Source organism: Enterobacter sp. MGH119 (genome assembly GCF_001037675.1).
Lineage (GTDB): Bacteria > Pseudomonadota > Gammaproteobacteria > Enterobacterales > Enterobacteriaceae > Enterobacter > Enterobacter hormaechei_C.
This window is the reverse complement of record NZ_KQ089931.1, coordinates 332,705-359,388: the sequence shown is the minus strand read 5'-3', so window position 1 is coordinate 359,388 and position 26,684 is coordinate 332,705. Positions and strand designations below refer to the sequence as shown.

The 26,684-nt window shown below is 54.6% G+C and carries 23 protein-coding genes; 3 read left to right on the top strand and 20 right to left on the bottom strand.

The features are described 5' to 3' along the window. Positions 1–44: 44 nt before the first annotated feature. From lpxC to leuO, 20 genes are all read right to left on the bottom strand, one after another. Positions 45–962: a UDP-3-O-acyl-N-acetylglucosamine deacetylase gene (gene lpxC, locus SK53_RS16410; protein WP_003856337.1), complete on the bottom strand. Its 918-nt coding sequence runs from the start codon at positions 960–962 to the stop codon at positions 45–47. A 101-nt stretch (positions 963–1,063) separates the two neighbouring features. Continuing rightward, positions 1,064–2,215 (bottom strand): cell division protein FtsZ, encoded by a 1,152-nt coding sequence (gene ftsZ / locus SK53_RS16405; protein WP_003856338.1) that lies wholly within the window; start codon positions 2,213–2,215, stop codon positions 1,064–1,066. 63 nt (positions 2,216–2,278) lie between these two features. After that, positions 2,279–3,535: a cell division protein FtsA gene (ftsA, locus tag SK53_RS16400; RefSeq protein WP_003856340.1), complete on the bottom strand. Its 1,257-nt coding sequence runs from the start codon at positions 3,533–3,535 to the stop codon at positions 2,279–2,281. Further along, a complete protein-coding gene (ftsQ, locus tag SK53_RS16395) occupies positions 3,532–4,374 on the bottom strand; it encodes a cell division protein FtsQ (protein ID WP_003856342.1) in 843 nt (280 codons plus the stop codon). Before ftsQ ends, ftsA begins: the two co-directional genes overlap by 4 nt. Position 4,375: 1 nt before the next feature. Beyond that, a complete protein-coding gene (locus tag SK53_RS16390) occupies positions 4,376–5,296 on the bottom strand; it encodes a D-alanine--D-alanine ligase (protein ID WP_003856344.1) in 921 nt (306 codons plus the stop codon). Continuing rightward, positions 5,289–6,764 carry a UDP-N-acetylmuramate--L-alanine ligase gene (murC, locus tag SK53_RS16385; protein ID WP_003856345.1) on the bottom strand — a complete coding sequence of 492 codons (1,476 nt, stop codon included), beginning with the start codon at positions 6,762–6,764 and terminating at the stop codon, positions 5,289–5,291. The genes SK53_RS16390 and murC overlap by 8 nt, the downstream gene beginning before the upstream one ends. Before the next feature lie 59 nt (positions 6,765–6,823). After that, positions 6,824–7,888: an undecaprenyldiphospho-muramoylpentapeptide beta-N-acetylglucosaminyltransferase gene (murG, locus tag SK53_RS16380; protein WP_048209790.1), complete on the bottom strand. Its 1,065-nt coding sequence runs from the start codon at positions 7,886–7,888 to the stop codon at positions 6,824–6,826. Next, on the bottom strand, positions 7,885–9,129 hold the full coding sequence (gene ftsW, locus SK53_RS16375; RefSeq protein ID WP_003856348.1) for a cell division protein FtsW: 1,245 nt from the start codon (positions 9,127–9,129) through the stop codon (positions 7,885–7,887). Before ftsW ends, murG begins: the two co-directional genes overlap by 4 nt. Then, on the bottom strand, positions 9,129–10,445 hold the full coding sequence (gene murD / locus SK53_RS16370; RefSeq protein ID WP_048209789.1) for a UDP-N-acetylmuramoyl-L-alanine--D-glutamate ligase: 1,317 nt from the start codon (positions 10,443–10,445) through the stop codon (positions 9,129–9,131). The genes ftsW and murD overlap by 1 nt, the downstream gene beginning before the upstream one ends. A 2-nt stretch (positions 10,446–10,447) precedes the next feature. Next, positions 10,448–11,530 (bottom strand): phospho-N-acetylmuramoyl-pentapeptide-transferase, encoded by a 1,083-nt coding sequence (gene mraY, locus SK53_RS16365; protein WP_003856353.1) that lies wholly within the window; start codon positions 11,528–11,530, stop codon positions 10,448–10,450. Continuing rightward, positions 11,524–12,882 (bottom strand): UDP-N-acetylmuramoyl-tripeptide--D-alanyl-D-alanine ligase, encoded by a 1,359-nt coding sequence (gene murF, locus SK53_RS16360; protein ID WP_023315389.1) that lies wholly within the window; start codon positions 12,880–12,882, stop codon positions 11,524–11,526. Before murF ends, mraY begins: the two co-directional genes overlap by 7 nt. Continuing rightward, complete coding sequence (gene murE, locus SK53_RS16355) at positions 12,879–14,366, bottom strand: UDP-N-acetylmuramoyl-L-alanyl-D-glutamate--2,6-diaminopimelate ligase (protein ID WP_048209788.1); 1,488 nt, start codon at positions 14,364–14,366, stop codon at positions 12,879–12,881. Before murE ends, murF begins: the two co-directional genes overlap by 4 nt. After that, a complete protein-coding gene (ftsI, locus tag SK53_RS16350) occupies positions 14,353–16,119 on the bottom strand; it encodes a peptidoglycan glycosyltransferase FtsI (protein ID WP_003856361.1) in 1,767 nt (588 codons plus the stop codon). Before ftsI ends, murE begins: the two co-directional genes overlap by 14 nt. 15 nt (positions 16,120–16,134) lie before the next feature. Next, positions 16,135–16,500, bottom strand: coding sequence for a cell division protein FtsL (gene ftsL / locus SK53_RS16345; protein ID WP_003856363.1), 366 nt, complete (start codon positions 16,498–16,500; stop codon positions 16,135–16,137). Continuing rightward, positions 16,497–17,438 (bottom strand): 16S rRNA (cytosine(1402)-N(4))-methyltransferase RsmH, encoded by a 942-nt coding sequence (rsmH, locus tag SK53_RS16340; protein ID WP_003856366.1) that lies wholly within the window; start codon positions 17,436–17,438, stop codon positions 16,497–16,499. Before rsmH ends, ftsL begins: the two co-directional genes overlap by 4 nt. A 2-nt stretch (positions 17,439–17,440) precedes the next feature. Beyond that, the gene (gene mraZ / locus SK53_RS16335) at positions 17,441–17,899 is read right to left on the bottom strand and encodes a division/cell wall cluster transcriptional repressor MraZ (protein ID WP_003856368.1); all 459 of its coding nucleotides are present in this window, start codon (positions 17,897–17,899) and stop codon (positions 17,441–17,443) included. A gap of 591 nt (positions 17,900–18,490) precedes the next feature. Next, on the bottom strand, positions 18,491–19,495 hold the full coding sequence (cra, locus tag SK53_RS16330; RefSeq protein WP_003856369.1) for a catabolite repressor/activator: 1,005 nt from the start codon (positions 19,493–19,495) through the stop codon (positions 18,491–18,493). Positions 19,496–19,674: 179 nt separating this feature from the next. After that, entirely contained in the window at positions 19,675–20,166 is a 492-nt protein-coding gene (gene ilvN / locus SK53_RS16325) for an acetolactate synthase small subunit (protein WP_003856371.1), read from the bottom strand. A gap of 1 nt (position 20,167) precedes the next feature. Continuing rightward, complete coding sequence (gene ilvI / locus SK53_RS16320; protein ID WP_048209787.1) at positions 20,168–21,892, bottom strand: acetolactate synthase 3 large subunit; 1,725 nt, start codon at positions 21,890–21,892, stop codon at positions 20,168–20,170. Positions 21,893–22,268: 376 nt separating this feature from the next. After that, entirely contained in the window at positions 22,269–23,213 is a 945-nt protein-coding gene (gene leuO / locus SK53_RS16315; protein WP_023324151.1) for a transcriptional regulator LeuO, read from the bottom strand. A 628-nt stretch (positions 23,214–23,841) separates the two neighbouring features. Here leuO and leuL point away from each other — a divergent pair. From leuL to leuB, 3 genes are all read left to right on the top strand, one after another. Continuing rightward, positions 23,842–23,928, top strand: a complete 87-nt coding sequence (leuL, locus tag SK53_RS24075) for a leu operon leader peptide (RefSeq protein ID WP_057979999.1) — start codon at positions 23,842–23,844, stop codon at positions 23,926–23,928. 91 nt (positions 23,929–24,019) lie between these two features. Continuing rightward, complete coding sequence (leuA, locus tag SK53_RS16310; RefSeq protein ID WP_003856378.1) at positions 24,020–25,591, top strand: 2-isopropylmalate synthase; 1,572 nt, start codon at positions 24,020–24,022, stop codon at positions 25,589–25,591. Then, on the top strand, positions 25,591–26,682 hold the full coding sequence (gene leuB / locus SK53_RS16305; RefSeq protein ID WP_003856380.1) for a 3-isopropylmalate dehydrogenase: 1,092 nt from the start codon (positions 25,591–25,593) through the stop codon (positions 26,680–26,682). Before leuA ends, leuB begins: the two co-directional genes overlap by 1 nt. Positions 26,683–26,684: the final 2 nt, after the last annotated feature.

The following is a 26,684-nucleotide window of genomic DNA, read 5'->3' as shown; positions in this document are numbered from 1 at the left end:
TACCAGGTGAACCAGTCGCTTTTCTTACGAAACGGGTTTAACCGTTACGCCAGGACCATAGTCGGTGCTTTGAACGCCAGCGGCAGTTCAGCTTCGTCTTCGAAGGTCACATATTCCCAGGCTTCCTGTTTTGCCAGGACTGCCTGCAACAGTTTGTTGTTCAGTGCATGACCGGATTTAAACGCGGTAAATGCACCAATGATGTTGTGACCACACATGAAGAGGTCGCCGATCGCGTCCAGCATTTTGTGACGAACAAATTCATCTTCAAAACGCAGGCCGTCTTCGTTCAGTACGCGATAATCGTCAACAACGATGGCACAATCGAAGCTGCCGCCCAGGCACAGGCCGCGGGATTGCAGATATTCGATATCACGCATAAAGCCGAAGGTACGTGCTCGGCTGATCTGGCGCATGAACGCATCCGCAGAGAAGTTCATCGCATAGCGCTGGGTGCTGGAGTCAATCGCCGGATGGTTAAAATCGATGGTGAAGTCCAACGAAAAACCATTGTACGGTTTGAATTCAGCCCATTTGTCGCCATCTTCGACGCGAACGGTCTCTTTAATGCGAACAAATTTCTTCGCGCAGTTCAGTTCTTCGATGCCGGCATCCAGCAACAAATAAACGAACGGAGCAGCACTCCCGTCCATGATCGGGATTTCTGGCGCATCGACTTCAACCATAATGTTGTCGATACCCAGACCCGCCAGGGCGGCGTTCAGGTGCTCTACGGTAGAAATCCGCACGTCATGCTCGTTCACCAGACAAGTACAGAGCATAGTATCACGCACAGATTTGGCATCGGCCGGAAAATCTACCGGTGGATTCAAGTCGGTGCGACGATAGATGACCCCGGTATTGGCCGGCGCAGGGCGTAACGTCAGTGTGACTTTCTTGCCGGTATGTAAACCGACACCCGTCGCCTGAACGATACGTTTAAGTGTCCTTTGTTTGATCATCGTATAATCTCGCCAAATTAACTATCCAACCGAGAGTGTATATCACTAACGGTGGGCCAGTTTAGCACAAAGAGCGCAAATCCCCAAATTCCAGCCAATTCTTAGTCAGCTTGCTTACGCAGGAACGCCGGGATATCCAGATAATCTGGCTCTTTTGCCGTTTGTGGAGTCGGGTCGTTCACCACTTTCGCAGCGGGTTTTTGCTCCTGAGTCAGAGGCGCCATACCGTGCTGCTGGTAACGATCCATAACCGGCTGCTGAGTCTGTTTGTTAGTCACCAGGGTGATCTCAGGACGCTTGTCCATACCGATACCGGTGGCCACAACGGTCACACGCAGTTCGTCGTTCATTTCCGGATCAAGGGAGGTACCGATAACGACGGTCGCGTTGTCAGAGGCGAATGCACGGATGGTGTTACCCACAGTTTCGAACTCATCCAGACGCAGGTCAAAGCCAGCGGTAATGTTGACCAGCACGCCGCGCGCGCCAGACAGATCGATATCTTCCAGCAGTGGAGAGGAGATCGCCATTTCAGCAGCTTCTTCCGCACGGTCTTCGCCGCTCGCCACGCCAGAGCCCATCATCGCGTAGCCCATCTCGGACATCACGGTACGAACGTCTGCAAAGTCGACGTTCATCAGGCCAGGACGGGTAATCAGTTCAGCAATACCCTGAACCGCGCCTTTCAGCACGTCGTTTGCCGCGCCAAAGGCGTCCAGCAGAGAGATACCGCGACCCAGCACTTTCAGCAGCTTGTCGTTCGGAATGGTAATCAGAGAGTCCACGTGCTTGGACAGCTCGGTGATACCCTGCTCCGCGAAAGCCATACGCTTCTTACCTTCAAAGTTGAAAGGCTTGGTCACGACAGCAACGGTCAGAATACCTAAATCTTTAGCGACTTCCGCCACAACGGGTGCTGCACCGGTACCTGTACCGCCGCCCATACCCGCTGCGATGAAGACCATGTCTGCACCGTCCAGTGCAGCGCGCAGCGCTTCACGATCTTCTTCAGCCGCGTTGCGGCCCACTTCCGGGTTAGCCCCTGCTCCCAGACCTTTGGTGATGCCACCACCGATCTGAATCGTCTGGCCAACAGCCGTTTTACGCAGCGCCTGCGCATCGGTGTTCACCGCGAAGAATTCAACACCTTCGATGCGCTCGCGCACCATGTGCTCTACGGCGTTACCGCCGCCGCCACCGACGCCGATGACTTTAATCACCGCGTCGTTGGTTAATTCCATAGGTTCAAACATAATCTCTCTCTCCGTTGTGCCTGTCGCCCGAGACCGCTAATTCTCTCCGGTCTCTTAAAAAAATTAAAATTCTTTTCGCAGCCAGGTGTTAAGTCGTTTGACCCACGACCCCACCGAGACGCGTTTTTCCACCTCTGCCTCACCACTTAAATGGGACTCTTTCCCGTAGTGCAGCAGGCCCACCGCCGTTGAATAGTACGGCTCCTGGGCATAATCCGTTAAACCGGTGATATTCAGCGGCGCACCGATACGCACCTGCGTATGGAACACGCGCTGAGCGCAGGCCGCAAGACCTTCAATTTGCGCTGCCCCGCCGGTTAATACAATCCCCGCCGCGAGATGATGTTTCACACCCTGCTGGCGAAGCTGTTCCTGTAACTGCAAAATCTCTTCGTTGACCAGGTTGAGCAGCTCGGTATAACGCGGCTCAATTACCTCTGCCAGCGTCTGGCGTTGCAGGCTGCGCGGCGGTCGACCTCCTACGCTCGGCACTTCAACGCTCTCGTCTTTGCCGACGATAGAGCCCAGCGCGCAACCATGGCGCACTTTAATCGCCTCTGCATCGCTCGGTGGCGTACCAAAGGCGTAAGCGATATCGCTGGTAACCACATTCCCGGCGTACGGGATCACTTTGGTGTGGCGTAACGCACCGCCGGTATAGACAGCCATGTCCATTGTACCACCACCAATATCGACCACACAGACGCCCAGTTCACGTTCGTCTTCGGTCAGCACGGAATAGCTCGCGGCAAGTCCGGCGAAAATGAGTTGGTCAACTTTCAGGCCACAACGTTCAACGGCTTTTACAATGTTCTTCGCCATATCGTTGTGACATGTGATCAGGTGCACTTTTGCCTGCATACGCACGCCCGACAGACCGACCGGATTCTTGATGCCTTCCTGGTAGTCGATCGCGTATTCCTGCGGGATCACATGCAGCACACGGTGCTCGTCGCGAACACGCACGGATTTCGCCGTGTGGACAACGTTCTCAACGTCTTCCTGCGTCACTTCTTCTTCGGAAATCGGCACCATACCGATTTCATTCTGGCAGCTGATATGCTTACCAGAAAGGGCCAGATAGACAGAGGAAATTTGGCAATCTGCCATCAATTCAGCCTGGTCGATGGCGCGCTGAACGCATTTCACCACCGACTCAAGGTCGTTTACCCCACCTTTATCCATACCACGGGAGGGGCAGCTGCCCACGCCAATGATATTGACCATACCGTCGGGCAGAACTTCCCCTACCAAAGCGGCAACCTTCGCGGTGCCAATCTCCAGTCCTACTACCAATTTTCTGTCCGTCGACTTGATCATTGTTGTTCTGCCTGTACCTGTGCCTGATTTTGTTGCTGATTAGGTTCCTCGACCGGAGCCGGCTCCCAACCGACTGCTGCGCCTGAGTCATAGCGCAAATCAACGTAGCTTATCCGTTTGCCATCCGTCTGCGCCTGCTGCTGTAAAACCGGGTAAAGTTCGACAAAACGCGCCAGACGTTTCATTGTATCGCCGCGGCCAAGGTTGAGCTTGATGCCATTCGTTAAGGTCAACTGCCAGGAACGGCGCGCCGTCATCGCAGCATCTTTTAACGTAAAGCGATCCTTAGCCAGCACCTGCCCCATCTCACGAAAACCCTGCAATACTTCGTTTTCGCTGCCTTCCGGCCCATACAACATCGGTAAATTCTGCTTGTTGACACGATCGCTCGGGACGCTGAACGAATTTCCGTCTACATCAACCATATGCTGATCATTCCAACGCGCAATCGGCACATATTCAACCAGATGAATCTTCAATTCATCAGGCCATTGCTTTCTGACACTTGCCTGTTTTATCCACGGCAGACGTTCAATCTGACTCTGAATAATGTTGACGTCCTGCGTCATAAAGGTGCCAGGCGACCCAAGCGCCAGAATCGACTGGCGAATATCATCGTTACGCGTGTAGTGTCGCTCCCCGGTCACCACCAGCTTTGAAAGCGGCAACCGCTGCGCATCTTCCATCCAGCCCAGCACCATCCAGCCGCTGATAAACACGGTGCACAGCACCCCGAGCAGGAAGATGATCCCTGCAAGACGCGTTCCATTACTCCGGCGCGAAGAGGAATATTCTTCTTCGTCATCGCGGTTGCGCGTGTTCAATGCAGCCTGAGACATATCAGCCCGCCTGGTCCAAAATACGTACAACTAATTGCGAGAAGCTCATTCCCGCCTGACGCGCCGCCATCGGCACAAGGCTATGGCTGGTCATACCCGGAGACGTGTTTGCTTCCAGCAGATAAAATTGCCCGTCACCGTCAAGCATGACGTCAATGCGTCCCCAGCCACGACATCCCAGAACATTCCACGCTTTAAGCACCAGAGACTGTAATTCGGCTTCACGCTCTGCTTCAAGACCCGCTGGGCAGAAATATTGCGTCTCATCAGAGAGATACTTCGCCTCATAATCATAGAAGACTCCGGCGGGTTGGATGCGAATTGACGGTAAAATTTCTTCGCCAAGCATCGCGACGGTAAATTCCGGCCCGCTAAGCCATTTTTCAATCAGAACTTCTTCATCATGTTGAAATGCCAGTGCTAAAGCGTCAGCCAAATCTACAGCTTTATCAACTTTGGACATTCCCACGCTCGACCCTTCACGGCTCGGCTTAACAATAACCGGTAAGCCCAGTGCCGCAATGCGTGTATTAACGCTGTCCGACAGACCCAATTCATATTCACGACGCGTCAGTGCAACCCATGGCGCAACGGGCAGGCCCGCGCCCTGCCACAGCAGTTTGCTGCGCAGTTTATCCATGGAGATGGCGGATGCCATCACGCCGCTGCCGGTGTACGGTATACCGATCAGCTCCAGCAGCCCCTGCAACGTGCCGTCTTCACCACCGCGGCCGTGCAACGCGATGAAGGCTTTATCGAAGCCCATCGCTTTCAGCTGCGTGACGTCCACCTCTTTCGGATCAACCGGATGCGCGTCCACGCCACCTTCACGCAGGCCCGCCAGCACGGCAGCGCCCGAATTCAGAGAAACCTCGCGTTCGGCGGAAGTGCCGCCAAACAGGACAGCAATCTTATCAGCCATGACGCTCGTCCTCCTGAGTTTGCGGCTTCAGTTTGATTTCAGCTAAGGTACGGGCGATTTTGCCGATATTTCCCGCGCCCTGAATCAGGATCAGATCGTTACCCGTCAGGACCGGGGCAAGCATTTCAGCCACCTGCGCCGGGTCGGGAACCAGAATAGGATCCACTTTACCGCGTCCACGGATGGTACGACATAAAGAACGACTGTCCGCACCCGGAATCGGCGTTTCACCCGCAGCATAAACATCCAGCATCAGCAGGGTATCAACCTGAGAAAGGACGTTGGCAAAATCGTCATACAGATCGCGGGTACGCGTGTAACGGTGCGGCTGGAAGATCATGACCAGATTCTTTTCCGGCCAACCCGCACGTGCCGCTTTGATGGTTGCGTCCACTTCCGTCGGATGGTGACCGTAGTCATCCACCAGCATCGCAGACCCTGGCTTACCGTTTACCGGCTCCAGTGGGAATTCACCGAGGAAGTCGAAACGACGGCCCGTCCCCTGGAAGCTCTCCAGTGCACGCAGGATCGCTTCATCGTCAATGCCTTCTTCTGTCGCAACAGCCACCGCCGCCGCCGCATTCAGGGCGTTGTGACGTCCCGGCGCGTTCAGGGTGACATGCAGCAGGTCTTTATCCTGACGCGCGAGGGTGAAATGCCCCTGCGCACCGATCTGTTTGTAATCTTCTACGCGTACATCCGCGTCTTCGCTGAAGCCGTAGGTCGTAATTTGACGCCCGACGCGCGGCAGCAGTTCGCGAATAACCGGATCGTCCACGCACATCACCGCACGGCCATAGAACGGCAGGTTGTGCAGGAAGTTAATAAAGGTCTGCTTTAAGTTCTCGAAGTCACCCTGGTAAGTGTCCATATGGTCAGCTTCGATGTTGGTGACGATCGCCACCATCGGCTGTAGATGCAGGAACGACGCGTCGCTCTCATCCGCTTCCGCAATCAGATAACGGCTATGGCCCAGACGCGCATGCACGCCAGCGGCTTTCACCAGACCACCGTTAACGAACGTCGGGTCGAGACCCGCTTCCGCATAAATGCTGGAGACCATCGCTGTTGTGGTGGTTTTACCGTGCGTGCCGGCCACCGCAATGCCGTGACGGAAACGCATCAGTTCCGCCAGCATTTCCGCGCGACGGATCACCGGAATGCGCGCCTCATGCGCCGCAACGATTTCCGGGTTATCCGCGGAGATAGCGCTGGACACCACAACCACGCTCGCATCGCTCACGTTTTCCGGGCGATGATTGAAATAGATAGTCGCCCCCAGCGACGCCAGCTGCTGCGTAACAGGGTTTGGCGCCAGGTCAGACCCGCTGATCTGATAGCCTTCGTTAGCTAACACTTCGGCAATACCGCCCATGCCAGCACCACCGATGCCGACAAAGTGAATGTGCCGGACGCGACGCATCTCGGGCACGATAGAACGCAGTTTTGCCAGTTGTTGTGTATTCATTCTCTAAACGCCATCGACTACTTCAAAAAAATCGTGCAGCGCAACACGCGCTGCGAGAATTATGCCTGGGCTGCCAGGCTCACTTCTTTTGCCACCCGTTCCGTTGCATCCGGGATAGCGGTCGCGCGTGCGCGTTGCGCCATCTCCAGTAATACATCCCGGTTCCAGCCCGCCAGGGTAGTGGCGACCGCATCAGCGGTAAATTGTGGCTGCTCAAAAATCTTCGCGGCACCCGCTTTTTCAAGCGGCAGTGCATTCCAGTACTGCTGTCGATCTTTGTGCTGGAACGGCACAAACAGCGCCGGTAAACCGGCGGCGGCGATTTCGCTCACCGTCAGCGCGCCCGAGCGACAGACCACGACATCGGCCCATGCATAGGCTGCGGCCATATCATCAATAAATTCAGTTACTTTATGCTGCGGCTGACCTTCCTGCGCGTAGGCCTGCTCAACGGTCTGCTGAGCGCCCTTCCCGCTCTGGTGCCAGATGGTCACTGCATCACCCAGTTTTGCCGCAACCTGCGGCATCGTCTGGTTTAAAATACGCGCGCCCTGGGAACCGCCGACGACCAGCACCCGCACCGGCCCTTCACGACCCACCAGACGCGTATCTGGCAGCGGCAGCGCCAGCACGTCCACACGTACCGGATTCCCTACGACATCCGCTTTCGGGAATGCCCCGGGGAAGGCCTGCATAACTTTGGTGGCGATTTTTGCCAGCCATTTGTTGGTCAAACCGGCAATACCGTTCTGCTCATGCAGAACAACGGGGATCCCTAATGACCACGCCGCCAGTCCGCCAGGGCCGGAAACGTAACCGCCCATGCCCAGAACGACGTCAGGCTTAAAGCGCTTCATGATGGCGCGCGCCTGACGCCAGGCATTGAAAATGCGCACCGGCGCCAGCAGCAGCGCCTTGATCCCTTTGCCACGAAGGCCAGAAATACGAATAAAGTCGATCTCGATACCGTGCTTAGGTACCAGGTCGGCTTCCATGCGGTCTGCGGTTCCCAGCCAGCGTACCTGCCAGCCCTGTTCCATTAAATGGTGCGCAACCGCCAGCCCCGGGAACACGTGTCCACCGGTACCGCCTGCCATCACCATTAACCGCTTCGGTTGATTCATCGTGAACCTCGTGTAAACGCCTGAGCTTTCTCCAGACGCGTTTCATAATCTATGCGTAACAAAAACATGATGGCCGTCGACATGATCAACAGACTCGAACCACCATAACTGATCAACGGTAACGTCAGACCTTTAGTCGGCAACATACCCGCTGCCGCCCCAACGTTTACCAGTGCCTGGAAGCTAAACCAGATACCAATAGAGCAGGCCAGGAAACCGGAGAAGCGGTGATCGATCTCCAGCGCTTTCCGGCCAATCGACATGGCGCGGAAAGCGACGAAGAATACCATTAATAGCGCCAATACCACACCGATATAACCCAGTTCTTCCCCAATAATGGAGAAGATGAAGTCGGTGTGCGCCTCCGGTAAATACTCCAGTTTTTGCACCGAGTTGCCCAGGCCTTGGCCCCAGACTTCGCCGCGGCCAAACGCCATCAGCGACTGCGTCAGCTGGTAACCGCTGCCGAACGGATCTTCCCATGGGTTCCAGAACGAGGTCACACGGCGGATACGGTAGGGTTCGGCGAGGATCAGCAGCACCACCGCCGAAATCCCCATCCCGATGATGGCAATGAACTGCCACAGTTTTGCGCCCGCCAGGAACAGCATCGCCAGCGTAGTGACAAACAGTACGACTACCGTACCGAGGTCGGGCTGCGCCAGCAGCAGGATCGCGAGGACCAGAATCACGCCCATCGGTTTTAAGAAGCCGCGAAGGTTGTTACGGACTTCGTCAACTTTACGCACCAGGTAGTTAGCCAGGTAGCAGAACAACGACAGTTTGGTGAACTCCGCCGGCTGAATACGCAGTGGGCCAAAGGCAATCCAGCGTGATGCCCCGTTAACGGAGCTCCCGACAACCAGCACGATCAACAGCATGATAATTGAGGCGATGAGCATGGCCGTACTGTGCCGCTGCCAGAACGACATTGGCAGGCGTAAGGTGATCAGCGCCAGGCAGAACGCGAGAATGATGTAAAGCCCGTCACGCTTGGCAAACAGGAACGGGTCGTTTGCCAGACGCTGTCCGACAGGCATTGACGCCGAGGTGACCATAATAAAGCCGATCGCTGCCAGCCCCAGCGTGAGCCAGAACAGCGTGCGGTCGTACATGATCAGGCTGTCGGAATCTTTATCCCGTGAAGCCATCACCCAGCCTTTCAGCGCCGTAAACAGCCATACCAGGATACCAAATCCTGGCAGGCGCGGCATTTTCAGGCGAGGGAGAGATAAACGCATCAGCCTAACTCCTTCGCCAGGCGGGTAAAGACATCACCCCGCTGTTCGAAATTCTTGAATTGATCGAGGCTGGCACAGGCTGGTGAGAGCAGCACCATATCGCCGGGCTTCACGCGTGGGGCAATAAGACGCATCGCCTGCTCCATGGTCTCGGTTTGCTCGGCGACCTCAGGACGCAACGCCGCCAGCTCGCTACCATCGCGGCCAAAGCAATACAGGCGCACGTTATCACCGTTGAGGTACTGCTTCAGCGAGGAGAAGTCAGCCGATTTACCGTCGCCGCCCAGCAGCAGGTGCAGCGTGCCATCAACGTGCAGACCGTTCAGTGCCGCCTCGGTGCTACCCACGTTGGTCGCTTTGGAATCGTTAATCCAGCGTACGCCGTTGTGCTCCAGCGCAAGCTGGAACCGGTGCGCCAGGCCGGTAAAGGTGGTCAGCGCCTTCAGGCTTGAAGATCGCGGCAGGCCAACGGCATCCGCCAGCGCCAGCGCCGCCAGGGCATTGGTGTAGTTATGCTGGCCGGAGAGCATCATCTCTTTCACGTTCAGCACTTTCTCACCTTTCACCCGCAGCCAGGTTTCGCCCTGCTGACGGTTAAGGTGATAGTCACCCATATTAATACCAAAGCTAATGCAGCGATCGTCTGCGCCGCGCACCGGCATGGTGAGTGCATCATCGGCATTCACCACGCAAACTTTGGCATTTTCATAAACGCGCAGTTTGGCCGCACGGTATTGCTGCAAGCCGAACGGGTATCTGTCCATATGATCTTCGGTGACGTTTAAGATCGTCGCCGCCGCCGCATGCAGGCTTGAAGTAGTTTCCAGCTGGAAGCTGGAAAGCTCAAGGACGAACAGCTCGCACCCTTTATCAAGCAGCATCAGAGCGGGCAGACCAATGTTACCGCCCACGCCGACATTTTTGCCCGCCGCCTTCGCCATTTCCCCCACCAGCGTGGTGACGGTGCTTTTACCGTTTGAACCGGTAATGGCGACGATCGGCGTCTGCGCCTCCCGGCAGAACAGTTCGATATCGCCGACAATCTCAACGCCTGCATCCGCGGCGGCGCTCAGGGAAGGATGCGCCAGCGCCATACCGGGGCTGGCAACAATCAGATCGGCGGCCAGCAGCCACTCATCATTCAGACCACCCAGGTGGCGTTCAACCTGCTCCGGCAGCTTGTCCAGACCCGGCGGAGAGACGCGCGTATCCATCACGCGCGGCGTCACGCCACGCGCAAGGAAAAAGTCCACGCAGGAGAGGCCGGTGAGGCCCAACCCGATGATAACGACTTTTTTGCCCTGGTAATCTGCCATGATTAACGTACCTTCAGCGTTGCCAGGCCAATCAGCACCAGCATCAGCGAAATAATCCAGAAGCGCACAATGACGCGCGGCTCCGGCCAGCCTTTCAGTTCATAGTGGTGGTGAATCGGTGCCATACGGAAGATGCGCTGACCGCGCAGCTTGAAGGAACCGACCTGCAAAATCACCGACAGCGTCTCAACCACAAACACACCGCCCATGATTACCAGCAGGAACTCCTGACGCAGCAGCACGGCGATAATACCCAGTGCGCCGCCCAGCGCCAGTGAACCGACGTCGCCCATAAAGACCTGCGCCGGATAGGTGTTGAACCACAGGAAGCCCAGCCCCGCCCCGACAATCGCCGTACAGACGATAACCAGTTCCCCCGCGTGTCGCAGGTACGGAATGTGCAGGTAATTTGCAAAGTTCATGTTACCGGTCGCCCAGGCTACCAGCGCGAAACCGCCCGCGACAAACACGGTTGGCATGATGGCCAGGCCATCCAGACCATCGGTCAGGTTGACGGCGTTGCCGGTACCGACGATCACAAAGTAAGCCAGCAAAATGTAGAACAGCCCCAGCTGCGGCATCACGTCTTTGAAGAACGGCACCACCAGCTCGGTAGCCGGGGTGTCTTTTCCTGCCAGGTAAAGGGCAAAGGCCACGCCCAGCGCAATCACCGACATCCAGAAATACTTCCAGCGGGCGATCAAACCTTTGGTGTCTTTGCGTACGACTTTGCGGTAGTCATCAACAAAACCGATGATCCCGTAGCCAACCAGAACGGTCAGCACGCACCAGACGTAGGGGTTAGACGGATACGCCCACAGCAGCACGGACACCACAATCGCGGTCAGGATCATGATCCCGCCCATGGTCGGCGTACCCCGCTTGCTGAAGTGCGATTCCGGACCGTCGTTGCGCACAACCTGGCCGAAAGAGAGTTTTTGCAGACGGGCAATCATGCGCGGGCCCATCCACAGCGAGATGAACAGCGCAGTCAGCAGGCTGACGATGGCACGAAACGTCAGATAGGAAAAGACGTTAAAGCCTGAGTAATATTTGACCAAATGTTCGGCCAGCCAAACTAACATGTCCCGTTCTCCTGTAATGCGTGCACAACCTCTTCCATGGCGGCACTACGTGAACCTTTAACTAAAACAGTCACAATCTGTTTTTCTGTAATCAATGCCTTCAGGCGTTCGATCAGTGCAGATTTATCGGCAAAATGTTCGCCAACTTCACTGGCATCGGAAATGGCCTTGCTCAGCGGGCCTGCGCTCAATACGCGGTCAAGCCCGGCGGCTTTCGCCGCTTCACCCACCTGAACATGGCAGGCTTCGCTTTCATCACCCAGCTCGGCCATATCGCCCACAACCATCACGCGATAGCCCGGCATTTCAGACAAGACCTGCACGGCCGCCGTCATTGAGCCAACGTTAGCGTTGTAGGAGTCATCCAGCAGGAGCTTGTTTTCAGCCAGCTGGATCGGGAACAGACGCCCCGGCACGGCTTTTAAATTTGCCAGACCTGCTTTGATCGCCGCGTGTGAGGCACCTACCGCCATTGAGAGCGCTGCCGCAGCAAGCGCATTGGCGATGTTATGACGACCCGGCAGGGGCAGCAGCACGTCGATGTCGCCCGTTGGGGTTGTGAGGGTGAACTCGGTACCGTGTGACGTCACATGAATGTTGGTCGCCGAAAAATCACTGTTTGCCGCATTCGGTGAGAAGCGCCAGGTTTTACGTGAACCAATGATGCTCTGCCAGTTCAGCCAGTCGTTGTTATCGGCGTTCATAATGGCGATGCCGTCATCCGGCAGGCCGGTATAAATTTCACCTTTCGCTTTCGCCACACCGGCCAGAGAACCAAAACCTTCAAGATGTGCCGCCGCCAGGTTATTCACCAGCGCCGCTTCCGGACGGGTCAGGCTCACGGTCCAGGCGATTTCGCCCTGATGGTTAGCCCCTAACTCAATCACCGCATATTCATGCTCGTGGGTCAGGCGCAGCAGCGTCATCGGCACACCGATGTCATTATTAAGGTTGCCCGCCGTATAAAGCGTGTTACCGCACTGGCTAAGGATCGCCGCGGTCATCTCTTTAACGGAGGTTTTGCCCGACGAGCCCGTCAGTGCCACGACGCGTGTTGGCACCTGCTGGCGAACCCATGCCGCCAGCTCGCCAAACGCCAGGCGCGTATCTTTCACCACAATCTGCGGCAAATCGATATCGAGCTTACGACTGACCAGCAGCGCGCCCGCGCCGTTATCTTTAGCCTGTTGCGCAAAATCGTGGGCGTCAAAACGTTCACCCTTCAGCGCCACAAACAGGCAGCCCGCCGTCACCTTACGGGTGTCGGTGGTTACAGCCTCGATGGTCAGATCCTGACCATGCAGCACCCCCTGCAATACCGCAGCGGCCTGGCTTAACGTAATGCTAATCATGCCACCACTCCCAGCAGACGCGCTGCCGTCACGCGGTCGGAGTAATCCAGACGACGATTGCCGACAATCTGATAATCTTCATGACCTTTACCGGCCAGCAGAACCACATCGTTCTCCTGCGCCTGCATAATGGCGTTAGTCACGGCCTCCGCACGGCCTTCGACCACGCGCGCACGTCCCGCATCCAGCATGCCCGCCAGAATGTCGTTGATAATGACCCGCGGCTCTTCGGTACGCGGGTTGTCATCGGTTACCACGGGAATATCCGCGAACTGCTCAGCGATGGCGCCCATCAGCGGACGTTTGCCCTTGTCGCGATCGCCACCGCAGCCAAACACGCACCAGAGCTTGCCAGCGCAGTGCAGACGCGCCGCTTCCAGCGCTTTTTCCAGCGCATCCGGCGTGTGGGCGTAATCCACAACCACCGTCGGCTTGCCAGGCGCGCTAAACACTTCCATGCGGCCACAGACCGGTTGCAAACGCTCAGCCGTTTTCAGCAGATCCGCCATCGGGTAACCCAGCGCCAGCAGCGTCGCCAGCGCCAGCAGCAGGTTACTGACGTTAAAGGCCCCCATCAGGCGGCTTTCAATTTCACCTTCGCCCCAGATGGAAGCGAAGCGGATCGTCGCCCCACTATCGTGGTAGTTCACCTCGACCGCCTTCAGCCAGCGGCCGCGGCAGTTCGGATTAATGCGATCTTCCATCGACACCGCCACCGCATCTGGCAGTTTTTCCAGCCAGCGGCGACCGACTTCGTCGTCGGCGTTAATGATCGCCTGCCCGTGGTGGTGAGTGGAATAAAGCAGCCATTTCGCCGCTTCGTAGTGCTCCATATCACCATGATAATCAAGGTGATCGCGGCTCAGGTTAGTAAAGACAGAGGCAGCAAATTTCAGGGCCGCCACGCGATGTTGTACCAGACCATGGGAAGAGACTTCCATCGCAGCGAAGGTCGCCCCCTGCTCAGCGAGGCCCGCCAGCACACGCTGCACGTCAACCGCCGAGCCTGTAGTGTTTTCCGTCGGGCTTACTTTGCCCAGAAGACCGTTCCCCACCGTGCCCATGACGGCACCGGTTTCGCCCAGCAGCTGCGCCCACTGCGCCATCAGCTGAGTGGTGGTGGTTTTTCCGTTGGTTCCTGTCACGCCAACCAGCTTTAACTGGTCGGAAGGTTCGTTGTAAAAACGTCCTGCCAGCGCGGAGAGACGCTCATTCAGCTGGCTGAGATAGATGACCGGCACGCCGTGCATTTCACGGATCTCACCGTCTGTTGCCTCATCTTTGGCCTCAGCAATAATGGCAGCAACACCTTGCGCAATCGCCTGCGGGATATAACGACGCCCGTCCGCCTGATGACCCACCACTGCCACAAAAAGATCGCCAGAAGCCGCTACGCGGCTGTCCAGTACCATCTCTCGCAGTGCTCGCGCAGGTAGCATAGGCACCCACGGAGCAAGAAGGTCGCGCAAATTACGATCTGCCACCTGTTCCCTCGCCTTGATTAATTACAAATTCACTTTTTTCGCCCGTCGCCAGCGCATCCGGTTCAATGTTCATGGTGCGCAACACGCCGCCCATAATAGCCCCGAACACAGGCGCGGAGACGGCGCCGCCGTAGTATTTACCCGCCTGCGGATCGTTGATGACGACCACCAGTGCAAAACGCGGATTGCTTGCAGGCGCTACGCCTGCGGTATAGGCAATGTATTTGTTGATATAGCGGCCGTCCGGCCCCACTTTTTTCGCTGTACCGGTTTTAATGGCGATACGATAGCCCTTAATTGCGGCCTTCACGCCGCCACCGCCAGGTAACGCAACGCTTTCCATCATATGCACGACGGTACGAACGATAGATTCCGGGAAAACACGTTCCCCCGGAACCGGTGGATCAACTTTGGTGATCGACAGCGGACGATAAATGCCATAGCTGCCAATCGTTGCGTAGACTCGCGCTAACTGTAAGGGAGTTACCATTAGCCCGTAGCCGAAAGAGAAGGTGGCCCTCTCTATGTCAGACCACCGTTGTTTTTGAGGATATAAGCCACTGCGTTCTCCGACCAACCCCAAATTGGTCGCCTTTCCCAGCCCAAAACGTGAGTAAGTATCTACTAACGCTGAGGACGGCATCGCTAACGCCAGTTTTGACACACCGACGTTACTCGACTTCTGTAAGACCCCGGTCAGGGTCAGTTCGCTGTAACGTGCCACGTCTTTGATTTCGTGACCGTTAATTCGATAAGGGATCGTATTCAGAACGGTATTTTCGTTGACGATGCCTCGCTGTAGAGCCGTCATCACCACCATGGGTTTTACGGTCGAACCGGGTTCAAACACATCGGTGATGGAGCGGTTACGCATTGCATCTTTTGCTGTACCGGCAAAATTATTCGGGTTGTATGAGGGGCTACTGGCCATCGCCAGCACTTCGCCTGTTGCCACATCCACCAGCACGGCGCTGCCCGATTCCGCCTTGTTAAACGCGACGGCGTTGTTCAGCTCACGATAGACCAGCGCCTGCAAGCGTTCATCAATACTCAGGGCCAGGTTGTGCGCGGCCTGGCTGTCTGTCGAGGAAATGTCTTCAATGACGCGACCATAGCGGTCTTTACGCACGATTCGCTCGCCAGGCTGGCCGGTAAGCCACTTGTCGAAGCTTTTTTCAACGCCCTCAATCCCCTGGCTATCCACGTTGGTAAAGCCAATCAGGTGCGCGGTGACTTCGCCGGAAGGATAGTAACGGCGGGATTCTTCCCGCAGATGAATGCCCGGCAGCTTCAGTTTCTTAATGTAGTCAGCCATGTCAGGGTTCACCTGACGAGCAAGATAGATGAAGCGCCCTTTCGGGTTGGCGTTAACGCGTGACGCCAGCTGATCCAGCGGCATTTTCAACGCGTCTGAGAGCGCCTTCCAGCGGTTATCAAGGGTGATCCCGCCTGCGTCGTGCAGCTCTTTCGGATCGGCCCAGATCGCCTTCACCGGCACGCTCACCGCCAGCGGGCGGCCGGAGCGGTCGGTGATCATCCCACGAGAGGTAGAAACTTCCTGCACGCGCAGAGAACGCATATCCCCCTGACGCACCAGCATGTCAGGCGCGATGATTTGTAGCCACGCCACGCGTCCCAGCAGGAAACCCAGCGCCAGTAAAATGCAGCCGCAAAGCAACGCAAAACGCCAACTGACAAAGTTGGCCTGTTCTTCCTGGCGTTTTGGTTTTAGCGTTTTTGCCGCTGCTTTCATGCGTCGCGTTTTCCCTTATTTTTGTACAACGATATTTTCCTGCGAAGGATCAACATGCTGTAATTGCAGTTTTTCCGTTGCGATCCGTTCAACCCGGCTGTGATCGCCGAGCGCGTTTTCTTCAAGGATCAGATTTCGCCATTCAATATCCAGCGCATCGCGTTCCAGTACCATCTGTTCGCGCTGCGCAGTTAATAAACGGGTATGGTGAGCGGTGGTGACCACCATGACTGCCGTCACAATGATGCAAATGAACAAGCAGAGTGGCAGCTTCCCAAACCGCAAAAGATCGTCGCCGATCACGCCAGGCAAGGCATGGCGCTCGTTGCTTCCTAACGATCCCTTAACTTTGCTTAGGGTCTCTGTCACTCTGCTGATCATGCGTTCGTCCTCTCTGCAATACGCAGCACTGAACTACGGGCACGTGGATTCTCTGCCACCTCTTCTTCGCCCGGCATCAACTTGCCTAATGCTCGCAACTGACGGCCGCCCAGCTTTCTGAGTTGTTCTTCCGTCATCGGCAGCCCCGCCGGAACCTGAGGACCGCGGCTCTGTTCACGCATAAAGCGTTTTACGATGCGATCTTCCAGCGAATGGAAACTGATGATGGATAACCGCCCACCCGGGGCCAGCACGTCGAGCGAGCTTTTTAGCGCCAGCTCTATTTCCTCCAGTTCACTGTTTACCCAGATACGAACCGCCTGGAAAGTACGGGTCGCAGGATGTTTGTGCTTGTCCTTCACCGGCGTTGCCGCCGCGATGACTTCTGCCAGCTCTTTGGTACGGGTCATTGGCTCAACGCGGTTGCGCTCCACGATGGCGCGGGCAATACGTTTGCCAAAGCGTTCTTCGCCGAAGGTTTTGATTACCCAGGCAATATCCGCTTCGTCAGCAGTTTGTAACCATTCAGCGGCAGACTGGCCGCGAGTAGGGTCCATACGCATATCCAGCGGTCCATCACGCATAAAGGAAAAACCGCGTTCTGCATCATCAAGCTGTGGTGAAGAGACGCCAAGATCGAGGAGAATCCCGTCGATCTTGCCGGTCAGGCCGCGCTCAGCGACATAATCCGCAAGCGCAGAGAAAGGTCCATGCACGATGGAAAAGCGAGGATCATCGATGGTTTGCGCAACGGCAATCGCCTGCGGATCGCGGTCAATTGCCAGCAGGCGTCCTTCCGCTCCAAGCTGAGAGAGGATCAAACGCGAGTGACCACCGCGACCAAAAGTGCCATCAATATAGATGCCGTCTGGACGAATATTCAGGCCGTTAACGGCCTCATCCAGCAGCACCGTTGTATGTTTATAATTTTCCATCATATTTATAGAGACAAGTCCCGCAGCCGTTCCGATAATGTTTCGGAATCAGACTGCTCAGCGTCGATATCTTCCTTGACCTGTTGATACCAGGTCGTTTCGTCCCACAGTTCAAACTTGTTGAACTGTCCGACCAGCATCACTTCTTTAGTCAGACCGGCATGTTGCCGCAACACAGGCGCAATCAATAATCGCCCGGCGCTATCCATCTGACATTCACTGGCATGTCCCAATAACAGCCGCTGTACGCGGCGTTCCTGCGGGTTCATGCTCGACAGTCGCGACAGCTTTTGCTCAATGATTTCCCATTCAGGCAAAGGGTAAAGCAGCAGGCAGGGGGAGTTGATGTCAATGGTGCAAACCAGTTGACCCGAAGCGTTCTCAATCAGCTGGTCGCGGTATCGGGTTGGTACCGATAAACGCCCTTTGCTGTCGAGATTGACTAACGTTGCTCCACGGAACATGCCAGTCTCACCCCTCCCCACCACTTTAACCCACAAATTCCCACCTGAAGGAGTTTACGGAGCGAGGGAAAAGCTTGTCAAGCCAGGACTCTCTCTATACCGGCGCGAAAGCACCGTATTTACAGAGCAAGCGTGACCTGGCTAATTACTACACAACTGGCGAGGCAAAATTAACGTTATGAATATTTGTAAGAAAAAAACAGAATATGCACACGAGCGTTAAGACTCACTCAATATCATCGCAGGGAAATATAAAGTGTCAGTTTGCGACGCGGGCAGCATTTTAAGGCATATCGCCGGGGGATAACAGCGCCAGATTAACCTCAAAGCCAGATGGATTCGTTCGTGTGCGTTGAGGTCTGAAGGGGGGAGTAAAAAATGGCTGAATATTCATCGGCTGGCACCTGTTTGTAACAAAACAATACAAAGAAATGCCCGTTAGAAATTATAATTGCACTTTTTAACGTCAAAATGGATTCAAAATAATAGCAGGCTATGAATCTTAGAGATAAATCCTAATTTTTATCCGGGAATTATTTCCCGCAATAAATGCGCTTCAAAAGGGGCAGTTTTACCGCCCCTGTGGAAATATTAATGGCGGCTCAAAATTCCGCGCCGATAGAGATTACGTTTGATGCGCGTAAGCCCGGGTTTCGGTTTGCGGGGTTCATCCAGGCTTGCCAGAACAATCTCAAGCACGCGCTCGGCGACGTCGCGGTGACGCTGGGCCACGGCCAGCACCGGACATTGCAGGAAGTCGAGCAGTTCGTTATCGCCGAAGGTCGCAATCGCCAGATCGGATGGCAGTTTGCCATCGCGACGTAACGTCACATCCATCACCCCCTGCAACAGGGCAAACGAGGTGGTAAACAACGCCTGCGGCATCGGGTGCGTTTCCAGCCATTTCTCGAACAGCTGGGCAGCCGCTTCACGCTCATAGCTGTTGGCATACAGATAATGAACGTCACGCGGATCGTCTTTCCATGCCGTACGGAACCCTTGTTCACGCAGGAAGCTTACGGAAAGTTCAGGCAAAGCGCCAAGATACAGCACCGTTTCAGCCGGGAAGGTACGCAGCTCGGCAGCCAGCATTTCTGCATCGTCCTGATCGGCACCTACGACACTGGTGAAATGTTCACGATCCAGCGCACGATCCAGCGCCACAATCGGGAACGGATCGTTTGCCCAGCGCTGATAGAAAGGATGCTCTGGTGGTAAAGAGGTCGACACGATGATGGCGTCAACCTGACGTTGCAGCAGATGCTCAATGCAGCGCATCTCGTTGTCAGGCTGATCCTCGGAGCAGGCAATCAACAGCTGATAGCCCCGCTGACGAGCCTGACGTTCCAGATAGTTGGCGATGCGGGTATAGCTGGTATTTTCCAGGTCCGGGATCACCAGGCCAATCGAGCGGGTGCGCCCGGCACGTAAACCTGCGGCGACAGCATTCGGATGGTAATTATGCTCACGAACGACTGCCATCACTTTCTCAACGGTCTTATCGCTGACACGATACTGCTTTGCTTTACCGTTAATCACATAGCTGGCCGTGGTTCTCGACACGCCGGCGAGCCGGGCGATTTCATCCAGTTTCACAATTGCCCCTCAAAAAAAGAAAAAAGTCCATGGCCCTGTCAAGGTTATGGTTAAATATTTTAACATCTAAACGCAGAATAGCTTTCACGGCAACCGCTTTTGTCCGCGTTGTCGGTGGATTACGCAAAAAAAAGCCCGGCTTTGGCTACCGGGCTGAAAGAGGCGAACCTTTTGCGCAACTAACGCATGATTTTATCGCCGCGCGAGAGGCCAACAACGCCAGAGCGCGCAACTTCAACAATTTTTGCTACATCCCTGACGGAGGCCAGGAACGCATCCAGCTTATCGCTCGTTCCGGCAAGCTGCACAGTATATATAGAAGGCGTGACGTCGATGATCTGCCCACGGAAGATATCCGTGTTGCGCTTGACCTCTTCACGACCGTAACCGCTGGCCTGAATTTTCACCAGCATCACTTCACGTTCGACGTAAGCCCCCTGCCCCAGCTCGCTGACGCGCAACACGTCCACCAGTTTGTGCAACTGTTTTTCGATCTGCTCAAGCACTTTCGCATCGCCGACAGTCTGGATCGTCATGCGGGAGAGCGTCGGGTCATCGGTCGGCGCAACGGTCAGGCTTTCAATGTTATAGCCGCGCTGCGCAAAAAGCCCAATGACGCGTGACAGTGCGCCCGACTCATTTTCCAGTAATACAGATAATATCCGGCGCATATCAGGTTCTCTCCGTTTTGCTTAACCACATTTCATCCATACCGCCGCCACGGATATGCATCGGATAAACATGCTCTGTGCCGTCGACGATGACGTCCATGAAGACGAGGCGATTGTTTTTAACGTGCCCAAGCGCTTCGCCGAGCTTCGCTTCCAGCTCTGACGGATCGGTTACCCGCATGCCAATATGACCATAGGCTTCAGCCAGGCGGACAAAGTCCGGAAGTGACTTCATATAAGACTGAGAGTGACGGCCAGAATAAATCATATCCTGCCACTGCTTTACCATACCGAGGTAACCGTTATTCAGGTTCAGCACCAGCACTGGCAACTCATATTGCAGCGCAGTAGAAAGCTCCTGAATATTCATCTGTATGCTGCCATCACCCGTCACGCAGATCACCGTTTCGTTTGGCAACGCCAGCTTCACCCCCAGCGCGGCGGGCAGACCAAAGCCCATCGTGCCGAGCCCGCCAGAGTTGATCCAGCGACGCGGTTTATCAAACGGGTAATACAGCGCAGCGAACATCTGATGTTGGCCCACGTCAGATGTGACATACGCATCGCCATTGGTCAGACGCCAGATCGTCTCGATCACCGCCTGCGGCTTGATGTTCTCACTTTGTGTGTCGTACTTAAGGCACTGACGGCCACGCCACTGTTCGATTTGCTGCCACCAGTCGCGGATCTCGTCCAGCGGTTGAGACGCGGTCTCCTGCGCCAGCAGATCCAACATTTGATCCAGCACCTGTCGTGCGTCCCCCACGATCGGCACATCCGCCGGCACCGTTTTAGAGATTGAAGTCGGATCGATATCAATGTGCAGCACCGTCGCATGCGGACAGTATTTCGCCAGATTATTGGTGGTGCGATCGTCAAAACGCACGCCGACGGCAAAAATCACATCAGAATGGTGCATCGTCATATTGGCTTCATAGGTGCCGTGCATACCCAGCATGCCCAGCGCCTGACGGTGGGTAGCCGGGAATGCCCCCAGCCCCATCAGCGATGACGCGACAGGAAGATTCAGCTTCTCAATCAGTTCGCGTAGTTGCGTTTCACAGGCTGCATTGACGGCGCCGCCCCCCACATAGACTACGGGCTTTTTCGCAGCCAGCAGCGTTTGCAGCGCACGCTTAATCTGGCCTTTGTGCCCCTGCGTCGTCGGATTATATGAACGCATGCTCACCGACTCAGGCCACAGGTAAGGCAGTTTATTCGCGGGATTGAGAATATCTTTTGGCAGATCGACAACCACTGGCCCAGGACGACCGCTGGCGGCCAGCCAGAAGGCTTTTTTCAGTACGCCCGGGATGTCTTCCGTTTGCTTAACCAGAAAGCTGTGCTTCACCACGGGGCGTGAGATCCCCACCATGTCGCATTCCTGAAACGCATCATAGCCAATCAGTGACGTCGCCACCTGTCCGGAGAGAATGACCAGGGGAATGGAGTCCATATACGCAGTCGCAATGCCGGTAATGGCATTGGTCGCCCCCGGTCCGGAAGTGACGAGCACAACACCCACCTCGCCCGTGGCGCGGGCCAGGCCGTCTGCCATATGCACAGCAGCCTGTTCATGACGAACCAGAACATGATCAATACCGCCTACCGTGTGCAGCGCGTCATAAATATCAAGAACCGCACCTCCAGGATAGCCGAACACTTGCTTCACGCCCTGATCGATAAGCGATCGGACGACCATTTCCGCGCCAGACAACATCTCCATGCTTTGCCTCCAGGCTTTTGTTATAGACGGTCAACAGAATTCATTTCCGCGCCGTCTTCTGACAGGGTAAACCCATCTTATAATGTGCAGAGTGATGGATACCTTAACCGCTCGTTATGAGCCAGGCAATTAGCAAACGGAATGCGGGAATGGGCAATAAAAGCAGAAAAAACAGCTGTCAGACACGAATATGGTGAATTCATCTGCTATGAGGGGAGACGCTAATAATTCATCTCTTAAAAAGAGGATGGATCAGGAAATCATCTATTTTTAAGCCTCCCTGAGTGTCTGAAAAAATGCGCACAGAACAAAATATTGCTTGCATAAAAAACCACAGAATAAACCGCATGGCACCATGCGGTTTATTCATCCTGTCTTATCGACGACAAATATTGACCAGCAGCTCTTCCATCCATTGATGCCCTTTATCCCGCCCCGCCGCTTCATGCCAGGAAAGATAACAGGTACGGCTATTCAGCTTGAGCGGCAGAGGTAAAATTTGCAGGCTCAGCGAATCGGAGAACTCTTCAGCAAGCCAGCGCGGTGCAATAGCGACTAGCTGCGTCTGAGAAACGACATTCAATACGCTGACCATCGCCATTCCCTGATAGGCCACGCTGGCTTGTTTATCGGCAGTGTCATACCACGGCAGACTAAATGAGGCATATCTGTCCAGAGCAACCACGGCATGCTGCTCGCTGTAAACATCGCTTTCACGCAGCGGAGAATTCATACGGGGATGTTTTTTGCTGGCGACTAACACCATTTCATCTTTAAACAATGGAACACAGGCAAACTCTGGACGGCGAAACTCTTCATAGCCCAGAACGAACTCCGTTTCCTGATAACGAAGCTGGTGCTCAGTATTTTGATTTAATGATGATTTAAAAACGAGATGAATATTAGGAGCAATCTGTTCAACTTTATTATATATAACAGACGTCAAATAATTGTCTAACGGACTGCAAACACAGAGATGGAAAACCCGTTCACTGCTTAAGGGTTCAAAACCCGAGCCGGGAAGCTCATTTTGTACCAGCTGTAGCGCCTGACGAATCGAACCGAATAGCTGGAATGCACGCGCCGTGGGCTGGATACCTCTTCCATAGCGGACGAATAACTCGTCGTTAAACATCACCTTAAGTCTGGCTACGGCATTACTCACGGCAGGTTGAGACATTCCCAGAGATTGCGCTGCTCGCGTAATATTCTGCTCCTGCATAACTGCATCAAATACAGTTAACAGATTGAGATCCACTGTGCGCAACTGAGGCTTAACCCCATCATAAGTCTGTGGTTGGTTAATATTATTTTCTGGCATTTCTGACTCCACCGTCACGCTAAATTCCCTTTGCCAAGGTACAGTAATAACTTCGAAAAATATGATTTACCATGCATATACAACAAGCGAAAGGAAATTATTTAAAATTCGGAATATATAAAGAAACCCCATTCAACGAGCGACTTTACGCATCCCATAAATGAAGAGCTAAAAATCGTTCAAAAGATATCTCAAACTTTAATGTGGGCATGAAACCATAAATCAGACAAATGCACAATCAACGCACTCATTAATAATGACTTAAGTGTTATTAAACTATTAATGGCATACATCGCATTTTCATTAACAAAATGATATCAATTTTGATAACTTACTCACCCGCAAATCATTCATGTAATTTATAAATCAATGATATGAAACAGATTCCATTTCACAGCACATTGGTAAAAATAGTATGTTCAATTGCTACCAATTATATTCAAATTATTCCAGAGATGAATCGCCAGTCCAATAATAGACAATAAAATCGGTTAGACATGCAAAAACCAGCACAATTAGCTAATGTGTTTATCCTGTACTGAGTGGCCGTTTTGCCTGAGAGGGGTTGACATGAGTTGGCGTATCCAGTACCACTAAAAGCATATCGCATTCACCTGGAGCACGATTTATGATTCGCACCCTTCGTTTCACCGGTCTACTACTACTAAACGCATCCACTGTGCGCGGTAGACTGGCGGGCGAAATTCAGCGTTGAATCGTCTTCAGTAAAACTAAAAACCCGCGCCACTGCGCGGGTTTTTTTATGCTCGTAGCAAGGCGCCCTAAGACTGACAAGGACCTAACCCATGAGCCAGCAAGTCGTTATTTTCGATACTACTTTACGTGACGGTGAACAGGCATTACAGGCGAGCCTGAGTGTTAAAGAAAAACTGCAAATTGCTCTGGCCCTCGAACGCATGGGTGTAGACGTAATGGAAGTCGGCTTTCCCGTCTCCTCGCCAGGTGATTTCGAGTCAGTGCAGACCATCGCCCGCACCATCAAAAACAGCCGCGTGTGCGGTCTGGCTCGCTGCGTAGAGAAAGATATTGATGTGGCCGCGGAATCCCTGAAAGTTGCAGAAGCCTTCCGTATCCATACATTCATTGCCACCTCCCCCATGCACATTGCGACCAAGCTGCGCAGTACGCTGGATGAAGTGATTGAACGTGCGGTGTATATGGTCAAACGCGCGCGTAACTACACTGATGACGTCGAATTCTCCTGTGAAGATGCAGGCCGCACGCCGATTGACGATTTGGCCCGTGTGGTGGAAGCCGCCATCAATGCCGGCGCCAAAACCATCAACATCCCTGATACCGTCGGCTACACCATGCCGTTTGAGTTCGCCAATATCATCACCGGCCTGTATGACCGCGTACCGAATATTGATAAAGCGATTATCTCCGTCCACACCCACGATGATTTGGGTCTGGCCGTGGGCAATGCCATCGCAGCCGTCCACGCCGGCGCGCGTCAGGTAGAAGGGGCAATGAACGGCATTGGTGAACGTGCCGGCAACTGCTCGCTGGAAGAAGTGATCATGGCGATCAAGGTGCGCAAAGACATTATGAACGTGCACACTCGCATCAATCACAACGAAATCTGGCGCACCAGCCAGACCGTGAGCCAGATTTGCAACATGCCGATCCCGGCGAACAAGGCGATTGTTGGGGCTGGCGCGTTCGCCCACTCCTCCGGTATTCACCAGGATGGCGTGCTGAAGAACCGTGAAAACTACGAAATCATGACTCCGGAATCCATCGGTCTGAACCAGGTTCAGTTGAACCTGACCTCGCGCTCTGGCCGCGCGGCGGTAAAACACCGTATGGAAGAGATGGGTTATAAGGACAGCGATTACAACATGGATCAGCTGTACGACGCATTCCTGAAGCTGGCTGACAAGAAAGGCCAGGTCTTCGATTACGACCTGGAAGCACTGGCATTCATCAATAAACAGCAGGAAGAGCCAGAACACTTCCGTCTGGACTACTTCACCGTTCAGTCAGGCTCAAGCGATATCGCTACCGCCTCCGTCAAGCTGGCCTGCGGCGATGAAATTAAAGCGGAAGCCGCCAACGGTAACGGCCCTGTGGATGCCATTTACCAGGCGATTAACCGCGTCACTGAGTACGACGTAGAGCTGGTGAAATACGACCTGACGGCAAAAGGGCACGGTAAAGACGCCCTGGGCCAAGTTGATATCGTCGTCAACTACAACGGTCGCCGCTTCCACGGTGTGGGTCTGGCGACAGATATCGTCGAATCCTCCGCGAAAGCGATGGTGCATGTCCTGAACAACATCTGGCGCGCCGCCGAAGTCGAAAAAGAGTTGCAACGCAAAGCTCAGAATAAAGAGAACAACAAGGAAACCGTGTGATGTCGAAGAATTACCATATTGCTGTGTTGCCGGGTGACGGTATTGGCCCGGAAGTGATGGCACAGGCGCTGAAAGTATTGGAAGCCGTACGTTCGCGTTTTGCGATGAAAATTACCACCAGCCACTACGACGTGGGCGGTATTGCGATTGATAATCACGGTACTCCCCTGCCGAAAGGGACTGTAGAAGGCTGCGAAAATGCCGATGCCGTTCTTTTTGGCTCCGTGGGCGGCCCAAAATGGGAACACCTGCCGCCAGCAGAGCAGCCAGAGCGCGGTGCGCTGCTGCCGTTGCGTAAGCACTTCAAACTGTTCAGCAACCTGCGTCCGGCGAAACTGTACCCGGGGCTGGAAGAGTTTTGCCCGCTGCGCGCGGATATCGCGGCCAACGGTTTCGACATCCTGTGCGTGCGTGAGTTGACCGGCGGCATCTACTTCGGTCAGCCAAAAGGTCGCGAAGGCAGCGGTCAGCATGAGAAAGCGTTTGATACCGAGGTCTATCACCGTTTTGAAATCGAACGTATCGCCCATATCGCGTTTGAGTCAGCGCGCAAACGCCGCCGTAAAGTGACCTCTATTGATAAAGCAAACGTGCTCCAGTCGTCTATTTTGTGGCGCGAAATCGTCAGTGAAGTCGCTAAGCAGTACCCGGACGTTGCGCTGTCGCATATGTATATCGACAACGCAACGATGCAACTGATCAAAGATCCGTCTCAGTTTGACGTGCTGCTGTGCTCCAACCTGTTCGGCGATATTCTCTCGGATGAATGCGCCATGATCACCGGCTCCATGGGTATGCTGCCCTCGGCCAGCCTGAACGAAGAAGGCTTTGGCCTGTACGAACCGGCGGGCGGCTCCGCGCCGGATATCGCAGGCAAAAATATCGCCAACCCGATTGCGCAGATCCTCTCCCTGGCTCTGCTGCTGCGCTATAGCCTGGATGCAGGCGATGCAGCAACCGCAATTGAAAACGCCATTAACCGGGCGTTAGAAGAAGGTGTCCGTACCGGTGATTTAGCACGCGGCACGGCGGCAGTCAGTACCGATGAAATGGGCGACATCATTGCCCGCTATGTCGCTGAAGGGGTGTAATC

Excerpts from the sequence above, each read along its gene's own strand:
- ftsL (WP_003856363.1), bottom strand. The coding sequence starts at position 16,500 with ATGATCAGCAGAGTGACAGAGACCCTAAGCAAAGTTAAGGGATCGTTA.
- murD (WP_048209789.1), bottom strand. The coding sequence starts at position 10,445 with ATGGCAGATTACCAGGGCAAAAAAGTCGTTATCATCGGGTTGGGCCTC.
- leuB (WP_003856380.1), top strand. The coding sequence starts at position 25,591 with ATGTCGAAGAATTACCATATTGCTGTGTTGCCGGGTGACGGTATTGGC.
- ftsI (WP_003856361.1), bottom strand. The coding sequence starts at position 16,119 with ATGAAAGCAGCGGCAAAAACGCTAAAACCAAAACGCCAGGAAGAACAG.
- murC (WP_003856345.1), bottom strand. The coding sequence starts at position 6,764 with ATGAATACACAACAACTGGCAAAACTGCGTTCTATCGTGCCCGAGATG.
- ftsZ (WP_003856338.1), bottom strand. The coding sequence starts at position 2,215 with ATGTTTGAACCTATGGAATTAACCAACGACGCGGTGATTAAAGTCATC.
- leuA (WP_003856378.1), top strand. The coding sequence starts at position 24,020 with ATGAGCCAGCAAGTCGTTATTTTCGATACTACTTTACGTGACGGTGAA.
- rsmH (WP_003856366.1), bottom strand. The coding sequence starts at position 17,438 with ATGATGGAAAATTATAAACATACAACGGTGCTGCTGGATGAGGCCGTT.
- ilvI (WP_048209787.1), bottom strand. The coding sequence starts at position 21,892 with ATGGAGATGTTGTCTGGCGCGGAAATGGTCGTCCGATCGCTTATCGAT.
- SK53_RS16390 (WP_003856344.1), bottom strand. The coding sequence starts at position 5,296 with ATGGCTGATAAGATTGCTGTCCTGTTTGGCGGCACTTCCGCCGAACGC.
- ftsQ (WP_003856342.1), bottom strand. The coding sequence starts at position 4,374 with ATGTCTCAGGCTGCATTGAACACGCGCAACCGCGATGACGAAGAAGAA.
- leuO (WP_023324151.1), bottom strand. The coding sequence starts at position 23,213 with ATGCCAGAAAATAATATTAACCAACCACAGACTTATGATGGGGTTAAG.
- ilvN (WP_003856371.1), bottom strand. The coding sequence starts at position 20,166 with ATGCGCCGGATATTATCTGTATTACTGGAAAATGAGTCGGGCGCACTG.
- murF (WP_023315389.1), bottom strand. The coding sequence starts at position 12,882 with ATGATTAGCATTACGTTAAGCCAGGCCGCTGCGGTATTGCAGGGGGTG.
- ftsW (WP_003856348.1), bottom strand. The coding sequence starts at position 9,129 with ATGCGTTTATCTCTCCCTCGCCTGAAAATGCCGCGCCTGCCAGGATTT.
- mraZ (WP_003856368.1), bottom strand. The coding sequence starts at position 17,899 with ATGTTCCGTGGAGCAACGTTAGTCAATCTCGACAGCAAAGGGCGTTTA.
- ftsA (WP_003856340.1), bottom strand. The coding sequence starts at position 3,535 with ATGATCAAGTCGACGGACAGAAAATTGGTAGTAGGACTGGAGATTGGC.
- murG (WP_048209790.1), bottom strand. The coding sequence starts at position 7,888 with ATGAATCAACCGAAGCGGTTAATGGTGATGGCAGGCGGTACCGGTGGA.
- leuL (WP_057979999.1), top strand. The coding sequence starts at position 23,842 with ATGATTCGCACCCTTCGTTTCACCGGTCTACTACTACTAAACGCATCC.
- lpxC (WP_003856337.1), bottom strand. The coding sequence starts at position 962 with ATGATCAAACAAAGGACACTTAAACGTATCGTTCAGGCGACGGGTGTC.
- mraY (WP_003856353.1), bottom strand. The coding sequence starts at position 11,530 with ATGTTAGTTTGGCTGGCCGAACATTTGGTCAAATATTACTCAGGCTTT.